Source organism: Micromonospora sp. NPDC048830 (genome assembly GCF_043198215.1).
In the GTDB taxonomy this organism is placed as follows: domain Bacteria; phylum Actinomycetota; class Actinomycetes; order Mycobacteriales; family Micromonosporaceae; genus Micromonospora.
Genome location: NZ_JBICUP010000012.1, coordinates 20,751 through 41,811 on the forward strand (window position 1 = coordinate 20,751; position 21,061 = coordinate 41,811).

Annotated in this window: 11 protein-coding genes; 8 read left to right on the forward strand and 3 right to left on the reverse strand. The window is 73.3% G+C overall.

Annotation, left to right across the window (positions count from 1 at the left end; all coding sequences use genetic code 11):
* Positions 1–4: 4 nt before the first annotated feature.
* Complete coding sequence (locus ACGFIZ_RS13090; RefSeq protein ID WP_393418834.1) at positions 5–6,622, reverse strand: amino acid adenylation domain-containing protein; 6,618 nt, start codon at positions 6,620–6,622, stop codon at positions 5–7.
* Positions 6,623–6,896: 274 nt separating this feature from the next.
* Between ACGFIZ_RS13090 and ACGFIZ_RS13095 the strand changes: the two genes are divergently transcribed.
* The 8 genes from ACGFIZ_RS13095 (at position 6,897) to ACGFIZ_RS13130 (ending at position 18,528) form a co-directional block, all read left to right on the forward strand.
* Positions 6,897–7,139: a hypothetical protein gene (locus ACGFIZ_RS13095; protein ID WP_393418836.1), complete on the forward strand. Its 243-nt coding sequence runs from the start codon at positions 6,897–6,899 to the stop codon at positions 7,137–7,139.
* Positions 7,140–7,208: 69 nt separating this feature from the next.
* The gene (locus tag ACGFIZ_RS13100; protein WP_393418838.1) at positions 7,209–8,783 is read left to right on the forward strand and encodes an NCS1 family nucleobase:cation symporter-1; all 1,575 of its coding nucleotides are present in this window, start codon (positions 7,209–7,211) and stop codon (positions 8,781–8,783) included.
* Positions 8,780–9,622, forward strand: coding sequence for a nitrilase-related carbon-nitrogen hydrolase (locus ACGFIZ_RS13105; protein ID WP_393418840.1), 843 nt, complete (start codon positions 8,780–8,782; stop codon positions 9,620–9,622). The genes ACGFIZ_RS13100 and ACGFIZ_RS13105 overlap by 4 nt, the downstream gene beginning before the upstream one ends.
* A complete protein-coding gene (gene hydA, locus ACGFIZ_RS13110) occupies positions 9,619–11,022 on the forward strand; it encodes a dihydropyrimidinase (protein WP_393418842.1) in 1,404 nt (467 codons plus the stop codon). Before ACGFIZ_RS13105 ends, hydA begins: the two co-directional genes overlap by 4 nt.
* Positions 11,023–11,034: 12 nt before the next feature.
* Positions 11,035–12,027 (forward strand): TIGR03842 family LLM class F420-dependent oxidoreductase, encoded by a 993-nt coding sequence (locus ACGFIZ_RS13115; protein WP_393418844.1) that lies wholly within the window; start codon positions 11,035–11,037, stop codon positions 12,025–12,027.
* A 555-nt stretch (positions 12,028–12,582) separates the two neighbouring features.
* Positions 12,583–14,703: an FxSxx-COOH system tetratricopeptide repeat protein gene (gene fxsT, locus ACGFIZ_RS13120; RefSeq protein WP_393418846.1), complete on the forward strand. Its 2,121-nt coding sequence runs from the start codon at positions 12,583–12,585 to the stop codon at positions 14,701–14,703.
* Positions 14,704–15,041: 338 nt separating this feature from the next.
* Complete coding sequence (gene paaI / locus ACGFIZ_RS13125) at positions 15,042–15,509, forward strand: hydroxyphenylacetyl-CoA thioesterase PaaI (RefSeq protein WP_393418848.1); 468 nt, start codon at positions 15,042–15,044, stop codon at positions 15,507–15,509.
* A 64-nt stretch (positions 15,510–15,573) separates the two neighbouring features.
* Complete coding sequence (locus ACGFIZ_RS13130) at positions 15,574–18,528, forward strand: BTAD domain-containing putative transcriptional regulator (protein WP_393418850.1); 2,955 nt, start codon at positions 15,574–15,576, stop codon at positions 18,526–18,528.
* On the opposite strand, the gene ACGFIZ_RS13135 is transcribed toward ACGFIZ_RS13130, so the two are convergent.
* Both ACGFIZ_RS13135 and ACGFIZ_RS13140 read right to left on the reverse strand, forming a co-directional pair.
* Complete coding sequence (locus ACGFIZ_RS13135; protein ID WP_393418852.1) at positions 18,417–19,640, reverse strand: acetyl-CoA carboxylase biotin carboxylase subunit family protein; 1,224 nt, start codon at positions 19,638–19,640, stop codon at positions 18,417–18,419. The two genes, ACGFIZ_RS13130 and ACGFIZ_RS13135, sit on opposite strands and share 112 nt — an antisense overlap.
* On the reverse strand, positions 19,637–20,887 hold the full coding sequence (locus ACGFIZ_RS13140; protein ID WP_393418854.1) for an ATP-grasp domain-containing protein: 1,251 nt from the start codon (positions 20,885–20,887) through the stop codon (positions 19,637–19,639). Before ACGFIZ_RS13140 ends, ACGFIZ_RS13135 begins: the two co-directional genes overlap by 4 nt.
* Positions 20,888–21,061: the final 174 nt, after the last annotated feature.

The window sequence follows — 21,061 nt, forward strand, 5'->3', positions numbered from 1 at the left end:
CTAGCTAGATGTCGGTGAGCGGGAACGGCTCGTGGCGGGCGGCGGGGTCGGGGGTGAGCGGCGCGAAGGCCACGGCGGCGGGGGCGTCGTGCCGCGCCAGCTCGGCCGCCAGGTCGGCCAGGACCGGCTTGCGGAACAGGGTACGCAGCGACAGCTGCGCCGACATGCGCTGGTTGACGGCGTGGACGAGCCGCGTGGCCAGCAGCGAGTGCCCGCCGAGGGCGAAGAAGTTGTCGTACGCCCCGACGCGGTCGCGGCGCAGCACCTCCGCCCAGATGGCGGCCAGCTCGGCCTCCCGCCCGTCGCGCGGCGCGACGTAGGCGGCGTCGTCCGCCTGGCCCGGCGCCGGCAGGGCGCGGCGGTCGAGCTTGCCGTTGGCGGTCAGCGGCAGCCGGTCCAGCACCGTCCAGCGGGTCGGCACCATGTGCTGGGGCAGCCGCAGCCGCAGGTGGTCGCGGGCCGCCTCGGCGGTGGCGTCGCCGGCCAGGTAGCCGACCAGGTGCGGGTCGCCGGGCGAGTCCTCGCGCAACAGGACGGCCGCCTCGCGTACGCCGGGGACGTCCCGCAGGGCGCTCTCGATCTCGCCCGGCTCGACCCGGAAGCCGCGTACCTTGACCTGGTCGTCGGCGCGGCCGACGAAGTCGATCACGCCGTCGGCCCGGCGGCGGACCAGGTCGCCGCTGCGGTACATCCGCTCGCCCGGCCCCGCGTACGGGTCGGGGCGGAACCGTTCCGCCGTCAGCGCGGGCCGGTGCAGGTAGCCCCGAGCCAGACAGGTGCCGCCGATCCACAGCTCGCCGAGCACCCCGTCCGGCACCGGGTCGAGCCGGTCGTCGAGCACGTAGAACCGCGCGTTGGCGATCGGCCGGCCGATCGGCGGCAGCGCCGGCCAGCTGGCCGCGTCGGCGGTGGCCAGGGCGTACTGGCTGACCACGTGCGTCTCGGTCGGGCCGTAGTGGTTGTAGAGGTATCCGCCGCCGAGGCCCACGAGCAGGGCGCGGACGCCGTCGTCGATCCGCAGCGCCTCGCCGGAGGTGACGATCTCGCAGCCGGACGCGAGCGGGGGTTCGTCCGTGGTCAGGCTCGCCATCTGGTGCAGCACCGCCGTCGGCAGGAACGCGCGCCGTACGCCCTGTTCGGCGATGAGGCGGCGCAGCTCGCCGAGGTCCCTGGCGCGTTCCTCGTCGATCAGCACCAGCGTGCCGCCCCGGCACAGGGTGCTCCAGATCTCGTGGGCGGACATGTCGAAGCTGATCGAGGCGAACTGCAGCACCCGCTCCGGCGCCGGGCTGCCGGGCGCGGCGTACCGGAGCTGCCAGTCGATCAGGTTGTCGAGGCAACGCCAGGTCTGCGCCACGCCCTTCGGCCGGCCCGTGGAGCCGGAGGTGTAGAGGACGTACGCGAGGTGGTCGGGCCCGGCGACCGGGCTGGGGCCGTCGGTGGGCTGCCCGGCCCAGCGTTCGCCGTCCGTGGCGAGGTTGACGGCAGGCGGCGCGCTGGCGACCTCGGTGACGGTCGCGGTGTCGGCGCCGGTGAGCAGGAGCACCGGGGCGCTGTCGTCCAGCATGTACGCGAGCCGCGGGGCGGGGTAGGCCGGGTCGAGGGGCAGGTACGCGCCGCCGGCCTTGAGGATGGCCAGCAACGCGACGATCAGGTCCGGCGACCGGCGCAGGCAGATCGCGACCAGCGAGTCGGGGCCGACGCCGAGGTCGCGTAGGTGGTGTGCGAGTTGGTTGGCGCGGGTGTTCAGATCGCCGTAGCGCAGCGACCGTCCCTCGAACGTCACCGCGATCGCCTCGGGGTTGGCCGCCGCCCGCTCCTCGAAGCGCGCCCGGACGCCCTGCGCCACCGGCGACGTGGAGCCCTGGCGCACCAGCCGCTGCCGCTGCCGCGCGTCCATCAGGGACAGTTCGCTGATGGGCCGGTCGGGATGCTCCGCCATCTGGGTGAGGACGTGGTGGAGGTAGCGGGTGTGTTGGTGGGCGGTGGTGGGGTCGAACAGGGCGGTGGCGTATTCGAGGGTGCCGGTGATCCGGCCGTCGTGTTCGGTGAGGGAGAGGTTGAGGTCGAACATGGCGCTGGGGTGGGGGGTGGGCAGGGTGGTGACGTCGATGCCCGGCAGGTCGAGGTCGGTTTCCTCGGTGTTCTGCCAGGCGAACATGACCTGGAACAGGGGTGCGTGGGCGAGGTTGCGGGTGGGGTTGACGATTTCGACGACCTGTTCGAAGGGCAGGTCCTGGTGTTCGAGGGCGGTCAGTGACAGGTCGCGGACGCGGTGGAGCAGTTGGGTGACGGTGGGGTCGCCGTCGAGGTTGATGCGGAGGGCGAGGGTGTTGACGAAGAAGCCGATGAGGTCTTCGAGTTCGGTGCGGCGTCGGTTGGCGGTGGGGGTGCCGATGACGAGGTCGTGCTGTGCGGCGAGGCGGGACAGGACGATGGCCCAGCCGGTGAGGAGGGTCATGAACAGGGTGCCGCCGGTGTGGTGGGTGAGGGTGTGCAGGGCGGCGGTGAGGTCGGTGTCGAGGTCGACGGGCAGGAGGGCGCCGTGGTGGTCCTGTTCGGCGGGTCGGGGCCGGTCGGTGGGTAGTTCCAGGAGTGTGGGCGCGTCGGTGAGGGTGTGGCGCCAGTAGGTTTTCTGGCGGGTGAGGGTGGTGTCGGTGAGCCATTGGCGTTGCCAGGTGGCGTAGTCGGCGTATTGGACGGCCAGTGGTGGCAGTGGGTTGGGCTGGTGCTGGTGGAATGCGGTGTAGAGGGTGCTGAGGTCGCGGGTGAGGACGCCCATGGACCAGCCGTCGGCAGCGATGTGGTGCATCGTGAGTAGGAGGATGTGTCGGTCGGGGGCGAGGGTGACGAGTCGGCCGCGGATGAGGGGGCCGGTGGTGAGGTCGAACGGGGTGGTGGCTTCTTCGTCCCGGATCTGGGCCAGACGGCTGCCGGCGTCGGTGTGGCCGGTGAGCTCGTCGGTGTGGAGGGTGAGGCCGACGTCGGGTGGGTCGATGTGTTGGTGGGCGTCGGCGCCGTTGGTGACGAAGCGGGTGCGGAGGGCTTCGTGGCGGGCGACGAGGGCGTCCAGGGCGGAGGTGAGGGCGTCGCGGTCGAGCCAGCCGTCCAGTTGGAGTGTCAGTGGCAGGTGGTAGGCCAGGCTGACCCTGCCCAGGCGTTCCAGGAACCACAACCGCTGCTGCGCGAACGACAGCTCCAGCGCCCCGGCGCGGTCGACCGGGCGGATCGGCGGCAGCACGTCCCGGCCGTCCGGCGTCAGCCGAGCGACGAACGTGGACAGCACCGGCGCCGCGAAGACCGCCGCCGGCGACACCTCCCAGCCCAGCGCCTGCCGGATTTTCGACACCAGGCGCATGGCGAGCAGCGAGTGGCCGCCCAGGGCGAAGAAGTCGTCGTGGCGGCCGACCCGCTCGACGCCCAGCACCTCCGCCCAGATCCCGGCGACCATCGTCTCCAACAGGCCCACCGGTTCGGCGTAGCCGCGCTGGCCGAACGCCTCCCCGTCCGGCGCCGGCAGGGCCGCCCGGTCGAGCTTGCCGTTGGGCGTCAGCGGCCACGCGGCGAGGCGGACGTACGCCGCGGGCACCATGTACTCGGGCAGCTCGGCGGCGAGCCGGTCGCGCAGCGCGGCGGCGGTCGGCGGCTGCCCGGCGGCGGCCAGGTGGTAGGCGATGAGCCGCTGGTGGCCGCTGGTGTCGGGCCGGGCGACGACGACGGCCTCGCGGACGCCCGGGCAGGCGGCCAGCCGGGCCTCGATCTCGCCGAGTTCCACCCGGAAGCCGCGGATCTTCACCTGGAAGTCGTCCCGGCCGAGGAACTCGACCTGCCCGTCCGGCAGCCGGCGGCCCAGGTCGCCGGTCCGGTAGAGCCGGTCACCCGGCACGAACGGGCTGGCGGTGAAGCGCTGTGCGGTAAGTTCGGGCCGGTTCAGGTAGCCGCGCGCCACGCCCGCGCCGCCGATCCAGATCTCGCCGACCACCCCGACCGGCACCGGCTCGCCGGCCGCGTCGAGCAGGTAGACCCGCACGTTGGGCAGCGGCCGGCCGATCGGCAGGCGCACCACGTCGGCCGCATCGGCGGGGAGCAGGTGGCAGGTGCTGTCGATGGCGGCCTCGGTCACGCCGTACGCGTTGACGATCCGCACCCGCGGGCCGCACAGCGTCCGCAGCTGGACGGCGTTCGCCGCCGTCCACACGTCGGAGCCGCAGACCACCGTCTCCAGGCCGGCGAGGGTTCCGCCGACGGCGTCCAGGTACGCCATCAGCGGGTTGAGCACCGCCGGCACGAAGTCGGCGAAGTCCACGTCGTGCTGGCGCAGCAGCGCGTACAGGCCCGGGCTGTCCAGCAGCAGCGGGCGCGGGCAGAGCACGAGCCGCCCGCCGAAGCCCAGCGCGCGCACCACGTCGGCGGTGAACACGTCGAAGGAGAAGCTGGCCATCTGCAGGTGCGTCAGGCCGGGGCGCAGGTCGAACAGGCGCTCCCAGGCGGCGGCGACCGCCACCAACTGTCGGTGCTCCACCAGTACCCCGTTGGCGGCGCCGGAGGTGCCGGACGTGTAGATCACGTACGCCAGGTGGTGCGGGGCCAGGTCGGCGACGACCGGGCCGGTCGCCGGCAGGTCCGCCCAGGCCGCCGCGTCGAGGCCGAGGTCGACGACGGGGGTGTCGGTCCCGGCCAGCGCGGCGTGCAGCCGGTCGCGGGCCAGGCCGTGGGTCAGCGCCGCGACGGGCGCGCTGTCGGCCAGCATGTGGGCGAGCCGGTCGACCGGGTAGGCCGGGTCCAACGGCAGGTACGCGCCGCCGGCCTTGAGGACCGCGAGCAGGGCCACCACCGTGTCCAGCGAGCGCTCGACGCAGATCGCGACCACCCGGTCGGGGCCGACGCCGCGGTCGCGCAGGTGGTGCGCCAGCCGGTTGGCCCGCGCGTTCAACTCGCCGTACGTCAGCTCTTCGTCGTCGAGGACGAGCGCCACCGCGTACGGGTCCCGCGCCGCCTGGGCCTCGACGAGGTGGTGCACGCACCGCCCCGGCGGGTACGCCACGGCCGAATCGTTGCCGTCCGCCAGCAGCCGGCGCCGCTCGGCGGGCGGCAGGACGTCGAGCCGGCCCGCCGCCGCGCCCGGTGCCCGCTCCAGCGCCTCGGCCAGGGTCTCCAGCGCCCGCTCGACCATCGCGCAGACGCGGTCGGCCGGAATCTCGGCCGTGGCGGCGACCGTCAGGACGAAGTCGTCGCCCAGGTCGTCGACGTCCAGGGCGAGGGGGTAGTTGCCGCGCACCTCGGCGGCCAGGTAGGTCAGGTCGTCCGCGCCGACCGTCGCCGTGGTCTCGGGCTTGGCCAGCACCGCGGCGTGCCGGTAGTTCAGCAGGGCGGTGAACAGCGGCGCGGGCGGCGCCACCCCGCTGCACGACTGGGCCAGCGCCAGCGGCGCGTTCTCGTGCCGGATCAGCTCGGTCAGCGTCTCGTGGGTGCGCCGCACGGCGTCCGCGGCGCCGGTCCCGCCGAGGGTGACCCGCACCGGGAGGGTGTTGATGAACGGCCCGAGCATCCGGTCGCTGCCGACGCCGCCCTGCATCCGGCCGAACAGCACGGTGCCGAACACCACGTCCCGGCGGCCGCTGGCCCGGGCCAGCACCTGCGCCCAGGCGACGTGGAAGAGGCTGGTCACGCTGACCTGGAGGGCCTGCGCCCGGTCGCGCAGCCGCCGCGACAGGCCGGCGTCGACGCGTACCCGGGCGTCGCGCATGGCGCGGCCGTCGCCGTGGATGTCGAGCAGGCCGAAGGGCGCGGTCGGTGCGTCGACGTCGACGAGCATCCCGCGGAAGAACGCCTCCTGCGCCGCCCGGTCGACGCCGCGCCGGATCCGGGCGACGAAGTCGCGGAACGGCAGCGGTGGCGGCAACCGGTCGGCCTGACCGGCCAGGTGGGCCTGGATCTCGGCGTTGAGCTGCTTGAGCGAGGTGTTGTCGTCGATGATGTGGTGGATCAGCTCCAGGGCCAGCCACCTGCCGTCGCGCGGGTCGCGGGCGACCAGCAGCAGCAGGGGGGCATGGTCCAGGGGCAGGCGGCCGTACCGCCGATCGAAGTGTTCGCGCAGCTGCCGGCCCGGGTCGCCGCCCGCCGGGTCGAGCGTGACCTCCTCCACCAGCAGGGGCGCCCGCCGCCACACCACCTGGACCGGCTCGTTGACGCCCTGCCAGACGATCCCGGTGCGCAGGATGTCGTGCCGGGCGATCACGGCCTCCAGCGCGGCCCGGTAGCGGTCGAGCCGGTCCCGGTCGGCGAAGCCGATCAGGCTGGTGACCAGGTACGGGTCACCGTCGCGGGCCATCAGGTGGTGGAACAGGATCCCTTCCTGCATCGGGGCCAGGGGATAGATGTCCTGGACGTTCGGCGCCCCGCCGGGGACCGTGGCGACGACCGCGTCGATCTCCCGCTGGCTCAGGTCGACCAGCGGCAGCATGTCCGGGGTGATCCGGGCGCAGTCGGCCGGGATCAGGTTCGGCGGGACCTCGGCCTGGCCCGGCCCGGCGCCGACGGCGGTCGCCGGCAGGGGCTGGATCTCCGCGGTTGTCCGTACCTGATCAGGGGCCGAATTGTGGAACGAATGATCGTGCGGCAACGTGCCCCCCTCGACTCCTGCTGACCAGCTGCTACGTTCCCGCCGGGAAGTTTGTTCACATTAATTGGCTGATCAAGCAAAGGCCAGAGTAAATCTCCGGTTCCACCTCGCCGGCCAGGGTGAGCTGCGTGAAGCCGCGCGTTTGAGATCTTGCTGGTGGGCAGGACTGGACGGAAGGCGGCCACCGTGTGATCGTCTGTGCGTTGTGGACACAACATCAGATCTTGCGGTGGCCGCGTGCCACAGCGTAGCCGTTGCTCGACGGAAACGAGTGTTGGCCGGGGTGCTGGGCTGCGGCAAGGACATCGGGCTGATCAACCTGACCGGCAACGAAGTCCGCCGCCTGATCAACATCCTCACCGTCCGCCCGGTCAGCGACCTCGCCCACCGATTGGCAGCCCCGGCGTGGGCGTGCCGGTGGACACAGTGCCCGTCGATCACGGCAAGCGTGGACACTTTGCCGCTGCCCTGGGCGGGCCCGCGAGATCCACCATTCCGAGATAAAGATCGAAGCTGATCCGCCCTCACCCGCAGCGCACGCCGGCTGGTCGGCCACTGTTGCGGCAGCGTACCAGGGAGGTGAGCCATGGCCGTCGAACCTCTGCCCCCCGCCGAGACCGGCGCGGTCGAGCCCGGCACCCAGATCACGCACCGGGACGGCCGGGTCGAACTGCGGGACTTCTCCACGATCGCCGGCAGCCCGTACTTCAACGAAGAGCTGGCCCCGGTGCCGATCGAGAAGCGCACCTGGACCACGTACAACTTCGCGGCGCTGTGGATCGGCATGGCGCACAACATCCCCAGCTACCTGCTCGCCGCCGGGCTGATCCAGCTCGGCATGAACTGGGTGCAGGCGTTCCTGACGATCACGTTGGGGAACCTGCTGGTGCTGATCCCGATGCTGCTGAACAGCCACGCGGGCACCAAGTACGGCATCCCGTTCCCGGTGTTCGCCCGCGCGTTCTACGGGGTCCGGGGCGCCAACCTCGCGGCCCTGCTGCGGGCGTTCATCGCCTGCGGCTGGTTCGGCATCCAGACGTGGATCGGCGGCGAGGCGATCTACGCCATCACCGGCAAGCTGCTGGGCTCGTGGTGGGTCGACGCGGCCACCTTCTGGGACTACCCGTGGACGCTGTGGGCGTCGTTCCTGCTGTTCTGGGCGATCGAGATGGCGATCATCTGGCGGGGCATGGAGACGCTGCGGCGCTTCGAGAACTGGGCCGCGCCGTTCGTCATCGTCGTCGCCGTCGCCCTGCTGGTCTGGGTGCTGGTGGAGGCGGGCGGGCTCGGCCCGATCCTGTCCCAGCCGTCGACGCTGGGCTGGGGCGGTGACTTCTGGCGGCTGTTCGCGCCGTCGCTGATGGCGATGGTGGCGTTCTGGGCGACGCTGTCGCTGAACATCCCGGACTTCACCCGCTTCGGCGGCAGCCAGCGGCAGCAGGCGTACGGGCAGGTGCTGGGCCTGCCGACGACGATGTCGTTCTTCGCGATCCTGTCGATCGTCATCACCTCGGGCACCGCGGCGATCTACGGCGAGGCGATCTGGGACCCGATCCAGTTGGCGGCGAAGTTCGACAACCCCCTCGTGGTGGCGCTGGGCCTGTTCACAGTGGTGGTGGCGACGCTGTCGGTGAACGTCGCCGCGAACACGGTCAGCCCGGCGTACGACTTCTCCAACGCCGCGCCCCGGCTGGTCAGCTTCCGCACCGGCGGGCTGATCACCGGCGTGCTGGGCATCCTGATCCAGCCGTGGCGCCTGGTGCAGGACCCGAACATCTACATCTTCGTCTGGCTCGGGTTCTACGGCGGCCTGCTGGGCGCCGTCGCCGGCGTGCTCGTCGCCGGCTACTGGGTCCGCAGCCGCACCCGCCTGCACCTGCCGGCCCTCTACCGCCCCGAGGGCAGGTACTGGTTCTCCGGCGGCTGGAACTGGGCGGCGATCGTCGCGACCGTCGTCGGCGCGGTCCTGGCGGTGGGCGGGGCGTACTCGGCGCCCGGCAAGGGACCGTTCCCGGCGGACGGGCTGATCCCGTTCCTCAAGCCGCTCTACGACTACAGCTGGGCCGCCGGTCTCGTCGGCGCGTTCGTCATCTACCTGGCGCTGACGCTACCGGGCGGTCGCGCGAAGCGTGCCGCCCACCCCAAGGAGGAGAACGAGTGAGCAACATCGTCCGGGCCGGACTGGTGCAGCAGAAGTGGACCGGTGACAAGGAGTCGATGATCGCAGGCGCGGTCGAGGCGATCCGCGGCGCCGCGTCGCAGGGCGCGCAGGTCGTCTGCCTGCAGGAGCTGTTCTACGGCCCGTACTTCTGCCAGGTGCAGGACGCCGACTACTACTCGTACACCGAGGCGATCCCGGACGGGCCGACGACCGCGCTGATGTGCGAGCTGGCCGAGCAGCTCGGCGTGGTGCTGGTCGTGCCGATGTACGAGCAGGAGCAGCCGGGCGTCTACTACAACACGGCGGCGGTGATCGACGCCGACGGCACGTACCTGGGCAAGCACCGCAAGAACCACATCCCGCAGGTGAAGGGGTTCTGGGAGAAGTTCTACTTCCGGCCGGGGAACCTCGGCTATCCCGTGTTCGACACGGCCGTGGGCCGCATCGGCGTCTACATCTGCTACGAGCGGCACTTCCCGGAGGGCTGGCGGGCGCTGGGGCTGGCCGGCGCGAAGATCGTGTTCAACCCGTCGGCGACGAGCCGGGGCCTGTCGGAGTACCTGTGGCGGCTGGAGCAGCCCGCCGCGGCGGTGGCCAACGAGTACTACGTCGGCACGATCAACCGGGTCGGGGTGGAGCCGTTGGGCGACAACGACTTCTACGGCCAGTCGTACTTCGTGGACCCGCGCGGGCAACTGGTGGGCGACGCGGCGTCGGACACCGAGGAGGAGGTCGTGGTCCGCGACCTGGACATGGACAAGCTGGCCGAGGTGCGCGACCTGTGGGCGTTCTACCGCGACCGCCGGCCGGAGAGCTACGGATCGCTGGTGACGCCGTGACAATAGTCATCCGGAACGGGACGGTCGTCAACGCCACCGGGGCGTACCCGGCGGACGTGCTGGTGTCCGGCGAGCGGATCGCCGCGCTCGCCGCCCCCGAGTCGGGCCTGGCGCAGCAGTGGGCCGCCGGCGCCGAGCGCGTCGTCGACGCGGCCGGCAAGTACGTGGTGCCGGGCGGCATCGACGGCCACACCCACATGGAGATGCCGTTCGGCGGCACATTCTCGGCGGACACCTTCGAGACGGGGACGATCGCGGCGGCCTGGGGCGGCACGACGACCATCGTGGACTTCGCCGTGCAGGCCAAGGGGACGTCGCTGCTGGCCGCGCTGGACTCCTGGCACGGCAAGGCCGACGGGAACTGCGCGATCGACTACGCGTTCCACATGATCGTCTCGGACGTCAACGACACCGCCCTCAAGGAGATGGAGGCCTGCATCGACGCGGGCGTCAACACGTTCAAGATGTTCATGGCGTACCCGGGAGTCTTCTACGCGACCGACGGGGAGATCCTGCGGGCGATGCAGAAGGCCTGGGACACCGGGTCGATGATCCTCATGCACGCCGAGAACGGCATCGCGATCGACCAGCTCGTCGCGCAGGCCCTCGCGAATGGGCAGGTGGAGCCGGTGCAGCACGGGCTGACCCGGCCGCCGGAGCTGGAGGGTGAGGCCACCTCCCGGGCGATCACCCTGGCCAGGGTCACCGGAGCGCCGCTGTACATCGTGCACCTGTCGGCCGCGCACGCGCTCGACGCGGTGACGCGGGCCCGTGACACCGGCCAGAACGTGTTCGCCGAGACCTGCCCGCAGTACCTGTTCCTGTCGCTGGACGACATGGCCGGGCCCGACTTCGAGGGCGCGAAGTACGTCGCCTCTCCCCCGCTGCGGCCGAAGGAGCACCAGGCGGAGCTGTGGCGGGGATTGCGTACCAACGACCTGTCGCTGGTGTCCACCGACCACTGCCCGTTCTGCTTCAAGGACCAGAAGGAGCTGGGCCGGGGCGACTTCTCCAAGATCCCGAACGGGATGCCGGGCGTGGAGCACCGGATGGACCTGCTCTACCAGGGCGTGGTGAAGGGCGAGATCAGCCTCGCCCGGTGGGTGGAGATCAGCTCGACCACGCCCGCCCGGATGTTCGGCCTGTACCCGCGCAAGGGCGTCATCGCGCCGGGCGCGGACGCGGACATCACCGTGTACGACCCGACGGCCCGGCAGACGATCTCCGCCCGTACCCACCACATGAACGTGGACTACTCGGCGTACGAGGGCATAAAGCTGACCGGGAAGGTCTCGACCGTGCTGTCGCGCGGCCGGGTCGTGGTCGACGCCGACGCCTTCCACGGCGCCGCCGGGCACGGCCGGTTCCTGAAGCGCGACCTGTGCCAGTACCTGGTCTGACGGAGGAGCAACGTGGACTTCGGTGTCGTACTGCAGACCGACCCGCCCGCCCGTGACGTCGTGGCGGGCCTCGCCGCCGCCGAGGACAACGGGTTCCGGTACGGGTGGACGTTCGACTCGTGCGTGCTGTGGCAGGAGCCGTTCGTCATCTACTCGCAGGTCCTCGCCGCGACGAAGCACCTGGTCGTCGGGCCGATGGTGACCAATCCGAGCACCCGCGACTGGTCGGTCACCGCCTCGCTGTTCGCCACGCTCAACGAGATGTTCGGCAACCGTACGGTGTGCGGGATCGGCCGGGGCGACTCCGCCCGGCGGGTCATCGGTCAGCGGCCGGCCAGCCTGGCCGAGCTGGGGCGGGCCATGCACGTGATCAAGGGGCTGGCCGAGGGGCGCGAGGTCGAGCACCACGGCACGCCGGTGCGCATCCCGTGGGTGCGCGACGGCCGGCTGGAGATCTGGATGGCCGCGTACGGGCCGAAGGCGCTGAAGCTGGTCGGCGAGCAGGCCGACGGCTTCATCCTGCAGACCGCCGACCCGGACATCGCCCGCTGGACGATCGGCTCGGTACGGGAGGCGGCCACCGCCGCCGGCCGGGACCCCGACGCGATCACCATGTGCGTGGCCGCGCCCGCGTACGTGGGCACGGACCTCGCCCACCAGCGCGAGCAGCTGCGCTGGTTCGGCGGGATGGTCGGCAACCACGTCGCCGACCTGGTCGCCCGCTACGGCGACTCGGGGGTCGTACCGAGGGCGTTGACCGACTACATCAAGGGGCGGGAGGGCTACGACTACGCGCACCACGGCCGCGCCGGCAACCCGTCGACCGACTTCGTCCCGGACGAGATCGTCGACCGATTCTGCCTGCTCGGTCCCGAGTCGGCGCACGTCGACCGGTTGCAGGAGTTGAAGGAGATCGGGGTCGACAACTTCGCCCTCTATCTGATGCACGACGACAGGGAGAAGACGCTCACCTCGTACGGCGCCGGGGTGATCCCGCACGTCTGATCGGGAAGCGGTGGGGCCCGGTTCCGCGGGCCCCACCGCGCTACGGTTCTTCCGCCCGTCCATTGTCGAGAAATTGATTCCGGAATAGGGCGAGGCGCGACGCGGCGGGGCGTTTTTCGTGCCGCGCGGCCGGCCGCACCGACCCGTGGCTCGGGCATGGCACAGGCGGCGCCGCGGCCGTGTCCTGATCGGATGCGCGCCGCGACGCAAGGGCGACCGAGGCGATGCGGCCCGACGACCGGGACGGTCGCCCATCGCTTACGGCAACCGTATAGCCACTAAACGTCATCGGCGAAACAGTCGGTCGAGCGCGGAATTCAGAACGCGCCAATCCCGGCGACCTGCCGGTAGATCATCAGGCGCCAGGGAGGCGCGGGACCACCGGACATCGACAACGATGAGAACGGCTCCCCCGAAAGGCGGGCGCTTGATGGCTGGATCGCTCTCCTACCAGCCGTTACACCGTAGCTACGATACGCAGACATGCCTCGCCCTGAACGTCCTCTTCAACCTGACCTCAATCCACTGCACGCGTTCGCCGATCAATTGCGCCAATTGCGGTACTCCGCAGGCAATCCCACCTACCAGCGGATGGCGCGGCAGAGCGGCCGCTCTCGTACCGCGCTCGCCGACGCGGCCGGCGGCGCCCAGCTGCCGAAGTGGGAAACGGTGGCGGCCTACGTGTCCTGCTGTGGTGGCGATCCGGCCTATTTTCGCCGCGCCTGGGCGCAACTGCGGGCGCTGCGCGAGGGCGACCCGTCGGTCGGTGGCGAGTTCGCGCAGTTGTCAAATCTGCCGCGTCGCCCGACGCCCATTTTCCTCGGCCGGCAGGAAACGCTGCGGAGCCTGGCGGAACAGGTCAATGTCGACGCCGGTGGAATTGTCCTCGGGGCCGCGGTGTTCGGGCTCGGCGGAGTGGGCAAGACCGAGCTCGCGCTCCAGTACGCGCACGCGCACCGCGGCCGGTACCGGCCGTTGTGGTGGGTCGACGCGGACACCGCCGACAGCGTCGCGGCCGGTCTCGCCGCGCTGACCCGGAGCCTGGCGCCCACGTGGCCACGGTCGGCGGGGGTCGACGACGCGGCCGCGTGGGCGCTGCGGTGGCTCGCCGGGCATGGCGGCTGGCTCGTGGTCCTCGACAACGTCACCGATCCGGCCGTCATCGAGCCGGTGCTGGCCGCCGCCAGCAGAAGCGAGGGCTCCGGCCGGGTCGTGGTGACCAGCCGCCGGGACATGGACTGGGCCGGGCTGGGGTTGGCCCCGGTGCGGGTTCCGGTCCTCGCCCGCGAGGCGAGCGTGGACCTGCTGGTCCGCCGGGCCGGCCGGGAGGGTGAACTGGCGGAGGCCCGTGAACTCGCTGCGGACCTCGGTGACCTGCCGCTCGCGATATGCCACGCGGCCGCGTACCTGATGGAGCGCAGGCACGTGACCGTCGGCGAGTACCGGCGGCGGTGCGCCGAACAGTCCGGCCGGATCCTGGACGTGACACCCCGATCCCGCCCGTGGGAGCACTCGGTGGCCCGCACCTGGCAGGTGTCCATCACCGCCGTCGCCGACGAGGACCCCGTCGCGGCTGAACTCTTCGACGTCATCGCGTACCTGGCGCCGGATCGCATCCCGGTCGAACTGCTGTGCGCGGGCCGGGACCCGCTCGTGATCGAGGACGCACTCACCCTCGGCGCGTCCTACAGCCTCGTCACCAGGGCCGGCGCGGTGCTCAACGTACACCGCCTGGTGCAGGCCGTGATCCGCGCGGCGCACGTCGACGCCACCGCGTGCCGGGCGGCGGCCGAACTGTTGCGGGCGGCACTGCCGGAGGGCGACCCGGAGACCGCGGTGGGCGACTGGGAGCGCTGGGCCCTGCTCGCCCCGCACGTCGACGCCCTCGCGGCGCACCTGGCCGGCCCCCTCGGGCGCGACGCGGGTCTGGCCGCGGTCGGCGCGACGTTGCTGCTCGCGTGCGCGGCCTATCACCGCGGCCAGGGCCGCTACGCGACGTCGGCGGGGATGGCGGAGCTGGCCGTGGAGCTGCGGCAGCGACTGTTCGGCACCGAACACCCCGATGTGCTCGGTGCGCGCTACGTGCTGGCGGGCTGCTACTGGTCCGTGGGCAGGCTGCCGGAAGCCGCGCGGCTCAGCGACGAGGTGCTCGCGGACCGACGGCGGCTGCTCGGCGCCGACCACCCCGACACGCTGCGGACGGCGAGCAGCGTGGCCATCGGGTACCGCGAGCTCGGCCGGCACGACGAGGCGATCGCGTTGACCGAGGAGACCCTCCGCGCCCGGATGCGGGTGCTCGGTCCGCACCATCCGGAGACGCTGCACTCACGCAACGACCTTGCCGGCTGTCTCCGGGCCGTGCAGCGGATCGAGGAGGCCATAACCCTGTACGAGGCAACACTTCGGACCCGTCGGCAGATCCTCGGTGACGACCACCCCGACACGTTGACGTCCCAGCACAACCTGGCGCTGGCGTACCGGGCGACGGGCCGGGTCGCGGAGGCGCAGCGGCTCCTGGTCGAGACCGTCGCGGCTCGCCGGCACGTGCTGGGCGTCGAGCACCCCGACACCCGACGGTCCCAGGAGGCGCTCGCCGCCTGTGCCGGTGCGGACCTGCGGCGGCACCAGGGCAACTCGACGGTGTCCGCACCGGAGTTCTCCCTGTCGCAGGCGTAACCGGCCACCCTGCGGCGCCGGGGCGGTTCCCGCCCGCGGGCCGGCGACGCAATCACCAGCGCGCACCGACGTACGGGAGACCGGGAGGGGCGGGAAGCCCCCGCCCTCCCCGCGTTCTCCGCGCTGCCCCGGCGCTTCGTTCGAGCCCATGCCGGTTGTCCGCCGCCGACGGTCTACGGCCACCTATTCGGACACCGGGGACGATGCGCCGCCCGCCTCGTTGCTCGTACCGTCAGGCTGCACGGGCAACAAGCAGGACGGTTGCCGGGCGATCGGAGCTTACGGCTTCGTGACGCGCCCCATCGCCCGGCACGCCGAACAGCAGGAATGAGTGAGACATGCCGACGGATTCGGGTTCCGCCACCGTACCGACCGGGTCACCGGGCGAGCTGCCGGGCTGGGCCGCGCAGCTGTACGCCCGTGACGCCACCAGCCAGGCGCTCGGCGTGCGCCTCGAACGGGTCGACGCCGGCCGGGCCACCGTCCGGCTGCGGATCACCCCCGAGATGCTCAACGGGCACGGCATCGCGCATGGTGGCTACCTGTTCCTGCTGGCCGACACCGCGTTCGCGTACGCCTGCAACGGGTACGGGCCGGTCACGGTCGCGCACAGCGCCCAGATCAGCTTCCTGCACCCGGTCGCCGTGGACGACGAGCTGTCCGCCGAGGCGGTCGTACGGCACCGGTACGGCCGCAACGGCGTCTACGACGTCACGGTGCGCCGGCAGGACGGCACGGTCGTCGCGGAGTTCCGGGGGCACAGCGTCGCGCTCGCCGGCCGCCCGCCGGCCGCCGGGGGCGGCTGAGCCTCCTGAGGTCACCCCGCGAGGGAAACACGTCGCCGAAGTCAGCCGGTCCGGGAGGTGCGCGGTGTTGGAGCTGGTCCTGCTCGGGCCGGTCGAGGCGCGGTTGGACGGGGCGCACGTCCCGCTGGCGCCGCTGGAACGCAGCCTGCTCGCCCTGCTGGCGCTGGCCAGGGGAACGGTGCTGTCCACCGAGCGGCTGATCGACGACCTGTGGGGCGGGCGGCTGCCGGCCAACCCGCGCTCACGGGTGCAGGGGCTGGTCTCGTCGCTGCGGCGCAAGACCGGCAGCGCGGTGGTCACCCGGGGCCCCGGGTACCTGCTGGGGCTGCCCGACGACGCCTGCGACCTGGCGCGCTGCGAGGAGCTGATGCGGCAGGCCGGCCACGCGGACAGCACCGCCGAGACCGCCGAGCGGCTGCGGGACGCGCTGCGGCTGTGGCGCGGCCAGCCGCTGGAGGGCGTCGCCGTGCCCGGCGTCGAGACGGACCGGGTACGCCTGGCCGAGCTGCGCGCCGCGCTGCTGGAGGAGTGCTTCGAGGCGGAGCTGCGGCTGGGCCGCCACGCCGAGCTGGTGCCGGAGCTGGTCGCCGCGGTCGCCGCGAACCCGCTGCGGGAGCGGCTGACCGGGCAGCTGATGACGGCGCTGTACCGGTCCAACCGGCAGGCCGAGGCGCTGCGGACGTACCACGCGCTGCGCGACCGGCTGGTCGAGGAGCTGGGCAGCGACCCGTGCGCGGACCTGCGGGAGCTGCACGCGATGATCCTCCGGGGGGAGGGCCCGCCGCAGGCGGCCGGCCCGGGGCAGCCACCCGGCCACGCCCCGGCGCTCGGGGGCAGCTCCGCACCCGGCCGGACCGCGCCGCCGGGGCAGCCGCCGCGACCGGATTCCGCTCCGGCGGCCGCGCTCCCGCCCGCGCAGATGCCGGCGAGCGTCGGCCACTTCCTCGGCCGGGGGGACGACCTGGCGGCGCTGACCGCCGCGCTGCCCGACCCGGCCGACGAACCGCGGGTGCTGATGGTGTCCGGCGCGGGCGGGATCGGCAAGACGGCGCTCGCGGTGCGCTGGGCGCACGCGGTGGCCGGCCGCTTCCCCGACGGCCAGATCTTCGTGGACCTACACGGCTCGGACGGCACCAGTGCCTCCTCCCCCGTCGCGGCGCTGGGTGCCGTGCTGCTGGCGCTGGGGGTGCCCGCGGCGCAACTCCCGACCGGCGTCGAGGAGCGGGCCGCGCTGTACCGGACGCGGCTGCACGGCCGGTGCCTGCTGGTGGTTGCCGACGACGCCGGCACGGTGGACCATCTGCTGCCCCTGGTTCCGCCGACCGCCGGCAGCCTGATCGTGGCGACCAGCCGGCGCCGGCTGACCGCGCTCGCCGCGCACCACGCGACCCGGGTGCTCACCCTCCGGCCGCTGCCGCCGGCCGCCGCCCGGGACCTGCTCCGCGAGATCGCCGGCCCGGACCGGCTGCGCGGGGAGGGCGCGGCCGAGGTGGTCGCGCTCTGCGGGGGCTGGCCGCTGGCCCTGCGGCTGGCCGGCGCGACGCTCGCCGCCCGGGCCACCCAGTCGCTCGTCTCGTTCGCCGACGAGCTGCGGGAGCGGGTGGACGCGCTGTCCGTCCCCGGCGACCGGCGGACCGTCGGGCGGGCGCTGGCCGAGACGCACGCGGGCGTGGACCCGGCCGCCGCCCGCCTGTTCGACCAGCTCGGCCTGATTCCGATGGAGACAACCGTCCCGGGCGAGGCGGCCGGCAGCCCGGCCGGGTCGGTCAGCCTGCACCTGGCGGCCGCCGCGGCGGGCACCTCCGTGATCCGGGCCCGCCGGCTGCTCGACGAGCTGATCTCGGCGAACCTGGTGCTGGAGACCGGCCCCGACCGGTACGGGTTCCACGAGCTGATCGGCCGGTACGCCCGCCATCGCGCCGCGCAGCTGACCGACCGGCCGGTGGTCGAGGAGCGGACCATCCGCTGGTACCTGGCCACCCTGGACCACGCCGCCCGGCTGGTCGACCCGGACCGGCCGGGCCCGCCGGTCGCCGGGCCGGCCGAGTGGCTGCCGTTCCGCGACGGCGATCCGGCCGCCTTCCTGGCCGCCGAGTCGACGCACCTGCCGGCCGTCGCCCGCTGGCTGGCCGGCCGCGGCGACCCGGCCCTGACCGCGCAGTTCGTGGCGCTGGCCCAGGCGGCCGGGGTGCGGCTGCCCGCGGACTGCTGCGCGCTCGCGCTGGCGGCGGCCCGGCGGCTGGACGACCCCCGCGCGACCGGTGCGGCGCATGCCCGGCTGGGCCTGGCCCTGCTGCGCGAGTCCGCCCGGCTGGACGAGGCCGGCGGCCACCTGGCCCTCGCGGTCGAGCTGCTCGAGCCGGGCCGGGACCGGTTGGCACCGATCGCGATGATCGGCCTCGGCGCGGCGCTGACCGGGCAGGGCCGGCCGGCCGAGGCGCGACTGCTGGTCGAGCGGGGCCTGGGCCTGCTCGACCCCAGCCGCGAGCCGCTGGCCTGCGCGGTCGCCCTGTACTGCTACGCGGAGCTGCTGACCCGCTCCGGAGCGGACGAGCGCGGGCAGGAACGCCTCGCGCAGTCGCTGATCCTCGCCGGGGCGACCCTGGGTCGCCCGTTCGCCCAGGGCTGGCTGGCCCGGCGGGCCCGCCCGGGCGAGGAGTTCCTCCGCCGGCTCACCGAGGGCCTGGACGCGCCCCGGGTCACCCCGGCGGACCGCGCGCTGGCCCGCGCCCTGCTCGACCTGCGCGAGGCGGTCGTCCGGCGGGCCTCGATCCCTCAGCCGGGCGGCGGGGGCGACACGGATCGGAACGACACGGGCCGGAGCGACGCGGGCCGGAGCGACGCGGGCCGGAGCGACGCGGGCCGGAGCGACGCGGGCCAGAGCGGCTCGGGCCGGAGCGACGCGGGTCAGAGCGGCTCGGCGGCGACCCGGAAGTCCCGGGCGGTGACCGCGATGGCCGCCGCCACGTCGGCGGAACACGCACCGCGGAAGCGGAACCGACCGCCGACGTGCTCGTAGTAGGCGTCCGCGGCGGGCAGCACCTCGCCGGGCCGCAGCAGCGCCTCGGCGTACGGGCCGGGGTCGCGGCCGAGCATCGAGGTGGCCTCGGTGATCCGGCACGGGCGGGCGGCCGGCGCGGGCGCGAGCAGCCAGCCGGCCACCTCGCCGCGCGGGACGCCGGCGGCGGCCGGCCACGGGCGGGGGTGCCGGCCGAGCTGGAGCCGGAACGCCGTCTCCATCAGGTCGTAGCCGTGCACCTCCCGCCACAGGAACGGGATCTCCGCCCCGCCGACCCGCGCCCCCACCTCCAGGAACGCGCACTCCCGCCGCCGCGGGTCGACGAACACCTCCAGGTGGAACACGGACGGGTCGCCGGTCAGCGCCGCCATCACCCGGGCCGTGAACGCGCCGATCGCGGCCACCAGGTCCGGATCGTCCTCCTCGACCGAACCGAGCGCGGTGCCGGTGCGGAAGCCGAGGCAGTCGTTGACGTACCGGGACGCCCGGTACGGGCCGAGGCGCGCGCCGTCGAAGTACCCGTCGACGTGGTAGATCTGCCGGGGGTCGAACGCCTGCACCATCAGCGTCTCGCCGGCGAACTCCACGCGCTCGGCGTCCGCCGGGCCGTCCAGCCGGGCCACGCCGGCGCTGGAGCTGCCCAGCCGCGGCTTCACGACCACCGGCCAGCCGTGTCGGTCCGCGAACGCCCGGATCTCGTCGGCGTCCCGCGCGGCGACGAACGCCGGAACCGCCAGGCCCGCGCCCGCGACCGCCCGCGTCATCGCGAGCTTGTCCCGGAACGGCAGCACCTGCTCCGGGCGCGGGCCCGGGCAGCCCCACTCCCGCCGCAGCTGGGCCGCGACCAGCAGGTCGTCCTCCTTCAGCGCCACGATCGCCGAGGGCTGCCCGTGCTCGACCGCCAACTGCTTGACCCGGTCCGCGACCGAGGGCAGGTCGTCCGTGGCCGGCACCAGGGCGACGCCGGCGGCGTCGGCGGGGACGGCGGAGGCGCCCACCTCCGTGCTGACGTAGGTGACCGCCGTACGGCGGTGGTCGACGTACCGGGCGTACTCGGCGTACCGGGCCCGCCAACGGTGGATGACGACGACGTGCGGCCGGTCGCCCATCATTCCTCCACGTCGTAGAAGGACGGGCCGTCCAGGTACCGGACGGTGCCGAAGTCCCGCTCGACCACCTCGGCGACCTCGTGGCGCAGGTTGACGATCAGCGGGCAGGTCATGTCGTCGACGGTGCGGCGCAGCCGCCCGCCGGGGGCGACCACCGGCCGGATCTCGACCAGGCTCTCCAGCTGCTCGACCACCGGCAGCAGCGGGTAGCCACGCAGCCGCCCGTCGGCCGGCGAGACGGTCATCGCGCTGACGAAGTGGCGGCGCAGCCGGTACGACTCCTTCCAGCGGGCGGCGAACCGCTCCGGGCGCACGTACGCGTCGACGATCCACTCCAGCTGGGCCTCGCTGGCGCACTCCCGGCTGTAGTGCGGCATGTCCAGGCCCGCCATGCGCGCGCCGACCTCGACCAGGCACGGGCCGTCCGGGGTCAGCTTGATCTCCAGGTGGGCGGCGCCGTGCGCGATGCCCAGCGCGTCCAGCACCTCGAACGCGTACGGGACCAGCGCCTCCTGCGCCTCGCCGTGCCGGGGCAGCAGGCGCAGCCCCGTGGTCAGGTCAAGGATGCCGTTGGCGGTGAGCTTCTCGTACTTCCAGATGTCGGTGACGTGGTGCTGCCCGTCCCGGCTCACCGTGTCCACCACGTACTCCGGGCCGACGAGGTACTCCTGCGCCACGACCGCCTCGTTGCGGGCGGAGAAGACGTTCTCCGCCCCGAGCGCCGCCCGGTACCCGGCCACCGACTCCTCGGGGGTGGCGCAGAACGAGACGCCGTCGCCGGCCGCGCTGCGGATCGGCTTGACCACCACCCGGCCGCCCAGCTCCCGGTGCCACCGGGCGAGCTGGTCGGCGTCCCGGACGAGGAGCTGGTGGGCCGCGCGCAGGCCGGCGGCCCGGACGGTCTCGATCTGGCGGTACTTGTCCCGCCGCGCGGGGCTGAGGGCGGTGCCGTTGGTGAGCAGGCCGAGCGCCTCGCTGAGCTGGTCGGCCAGCTCCACGCCCAGCTCGCCGCCGGCGACGACCGCGGCCGGCCGGTACGCGGCGACGGTGTCCACCGTGGCCGACAGGTCCCCGGTGTGCACGATGTTCGCCGCGTACGGCGAGAGGTCGAAGCTGCTGGCGTAGACCAGCGGCGGCTCGGGCGTGCTCTGCACCCGCACCACCTCGTAGCCGGCCCGGTGGAACTCCGGCGCGAGCCGGCGGGTCGGCGCATACGCGTCGACGATGACCACGTTCGGCTGGACTGCCATCTCTCACCGCTTCCGAAAGGTAGGGGTATTCGGCGGCCAGCCTGACCGGGCGCGCTTCAGATCCGCTGCGAAAGCTCTCCGCGGGAACGCCGCGCGCACCGCTGCCCGGCGGGTGGGGCGGCGCCGGGCCGCAGCGGACGCGCAGCCGACACGCAGCGAATCCGCACCGCCCGC

Excerpts from the sequence above, each read along its gene's own strand:
- ACGFIZ_RS13100 (WP_393418838.1), top strand. The coding sequence starts at position 7,209 with ATGGCCGTCGAACCTCTGCCCCCCGCCGAGACCGGCGCGGTCGAGCCC.
- paaI (WP_393418848.1), top strand. The coding sequence starts at position 15,042 with ATGCCGACGGATTCGGGTTCCGCCACCGTACCGACCGGGTCACCGGGC.
- ACGFIZ_RS13135 (WP_393418852.1), bottom strand. The coding sequence starts at position 19,640 with ATGATGGGCGACCGGCCGCACGTCGTCGTCATCCACCGTTGGCGGGCC.
- ACGFIZ_RS13140 (WP_393418854.1), bottom strand. The coding sequence starts at position 20,887 with ATGGCAGTCCAGCCGAACGTGGTCATCGTCGACGCGTATGCGCCGACC.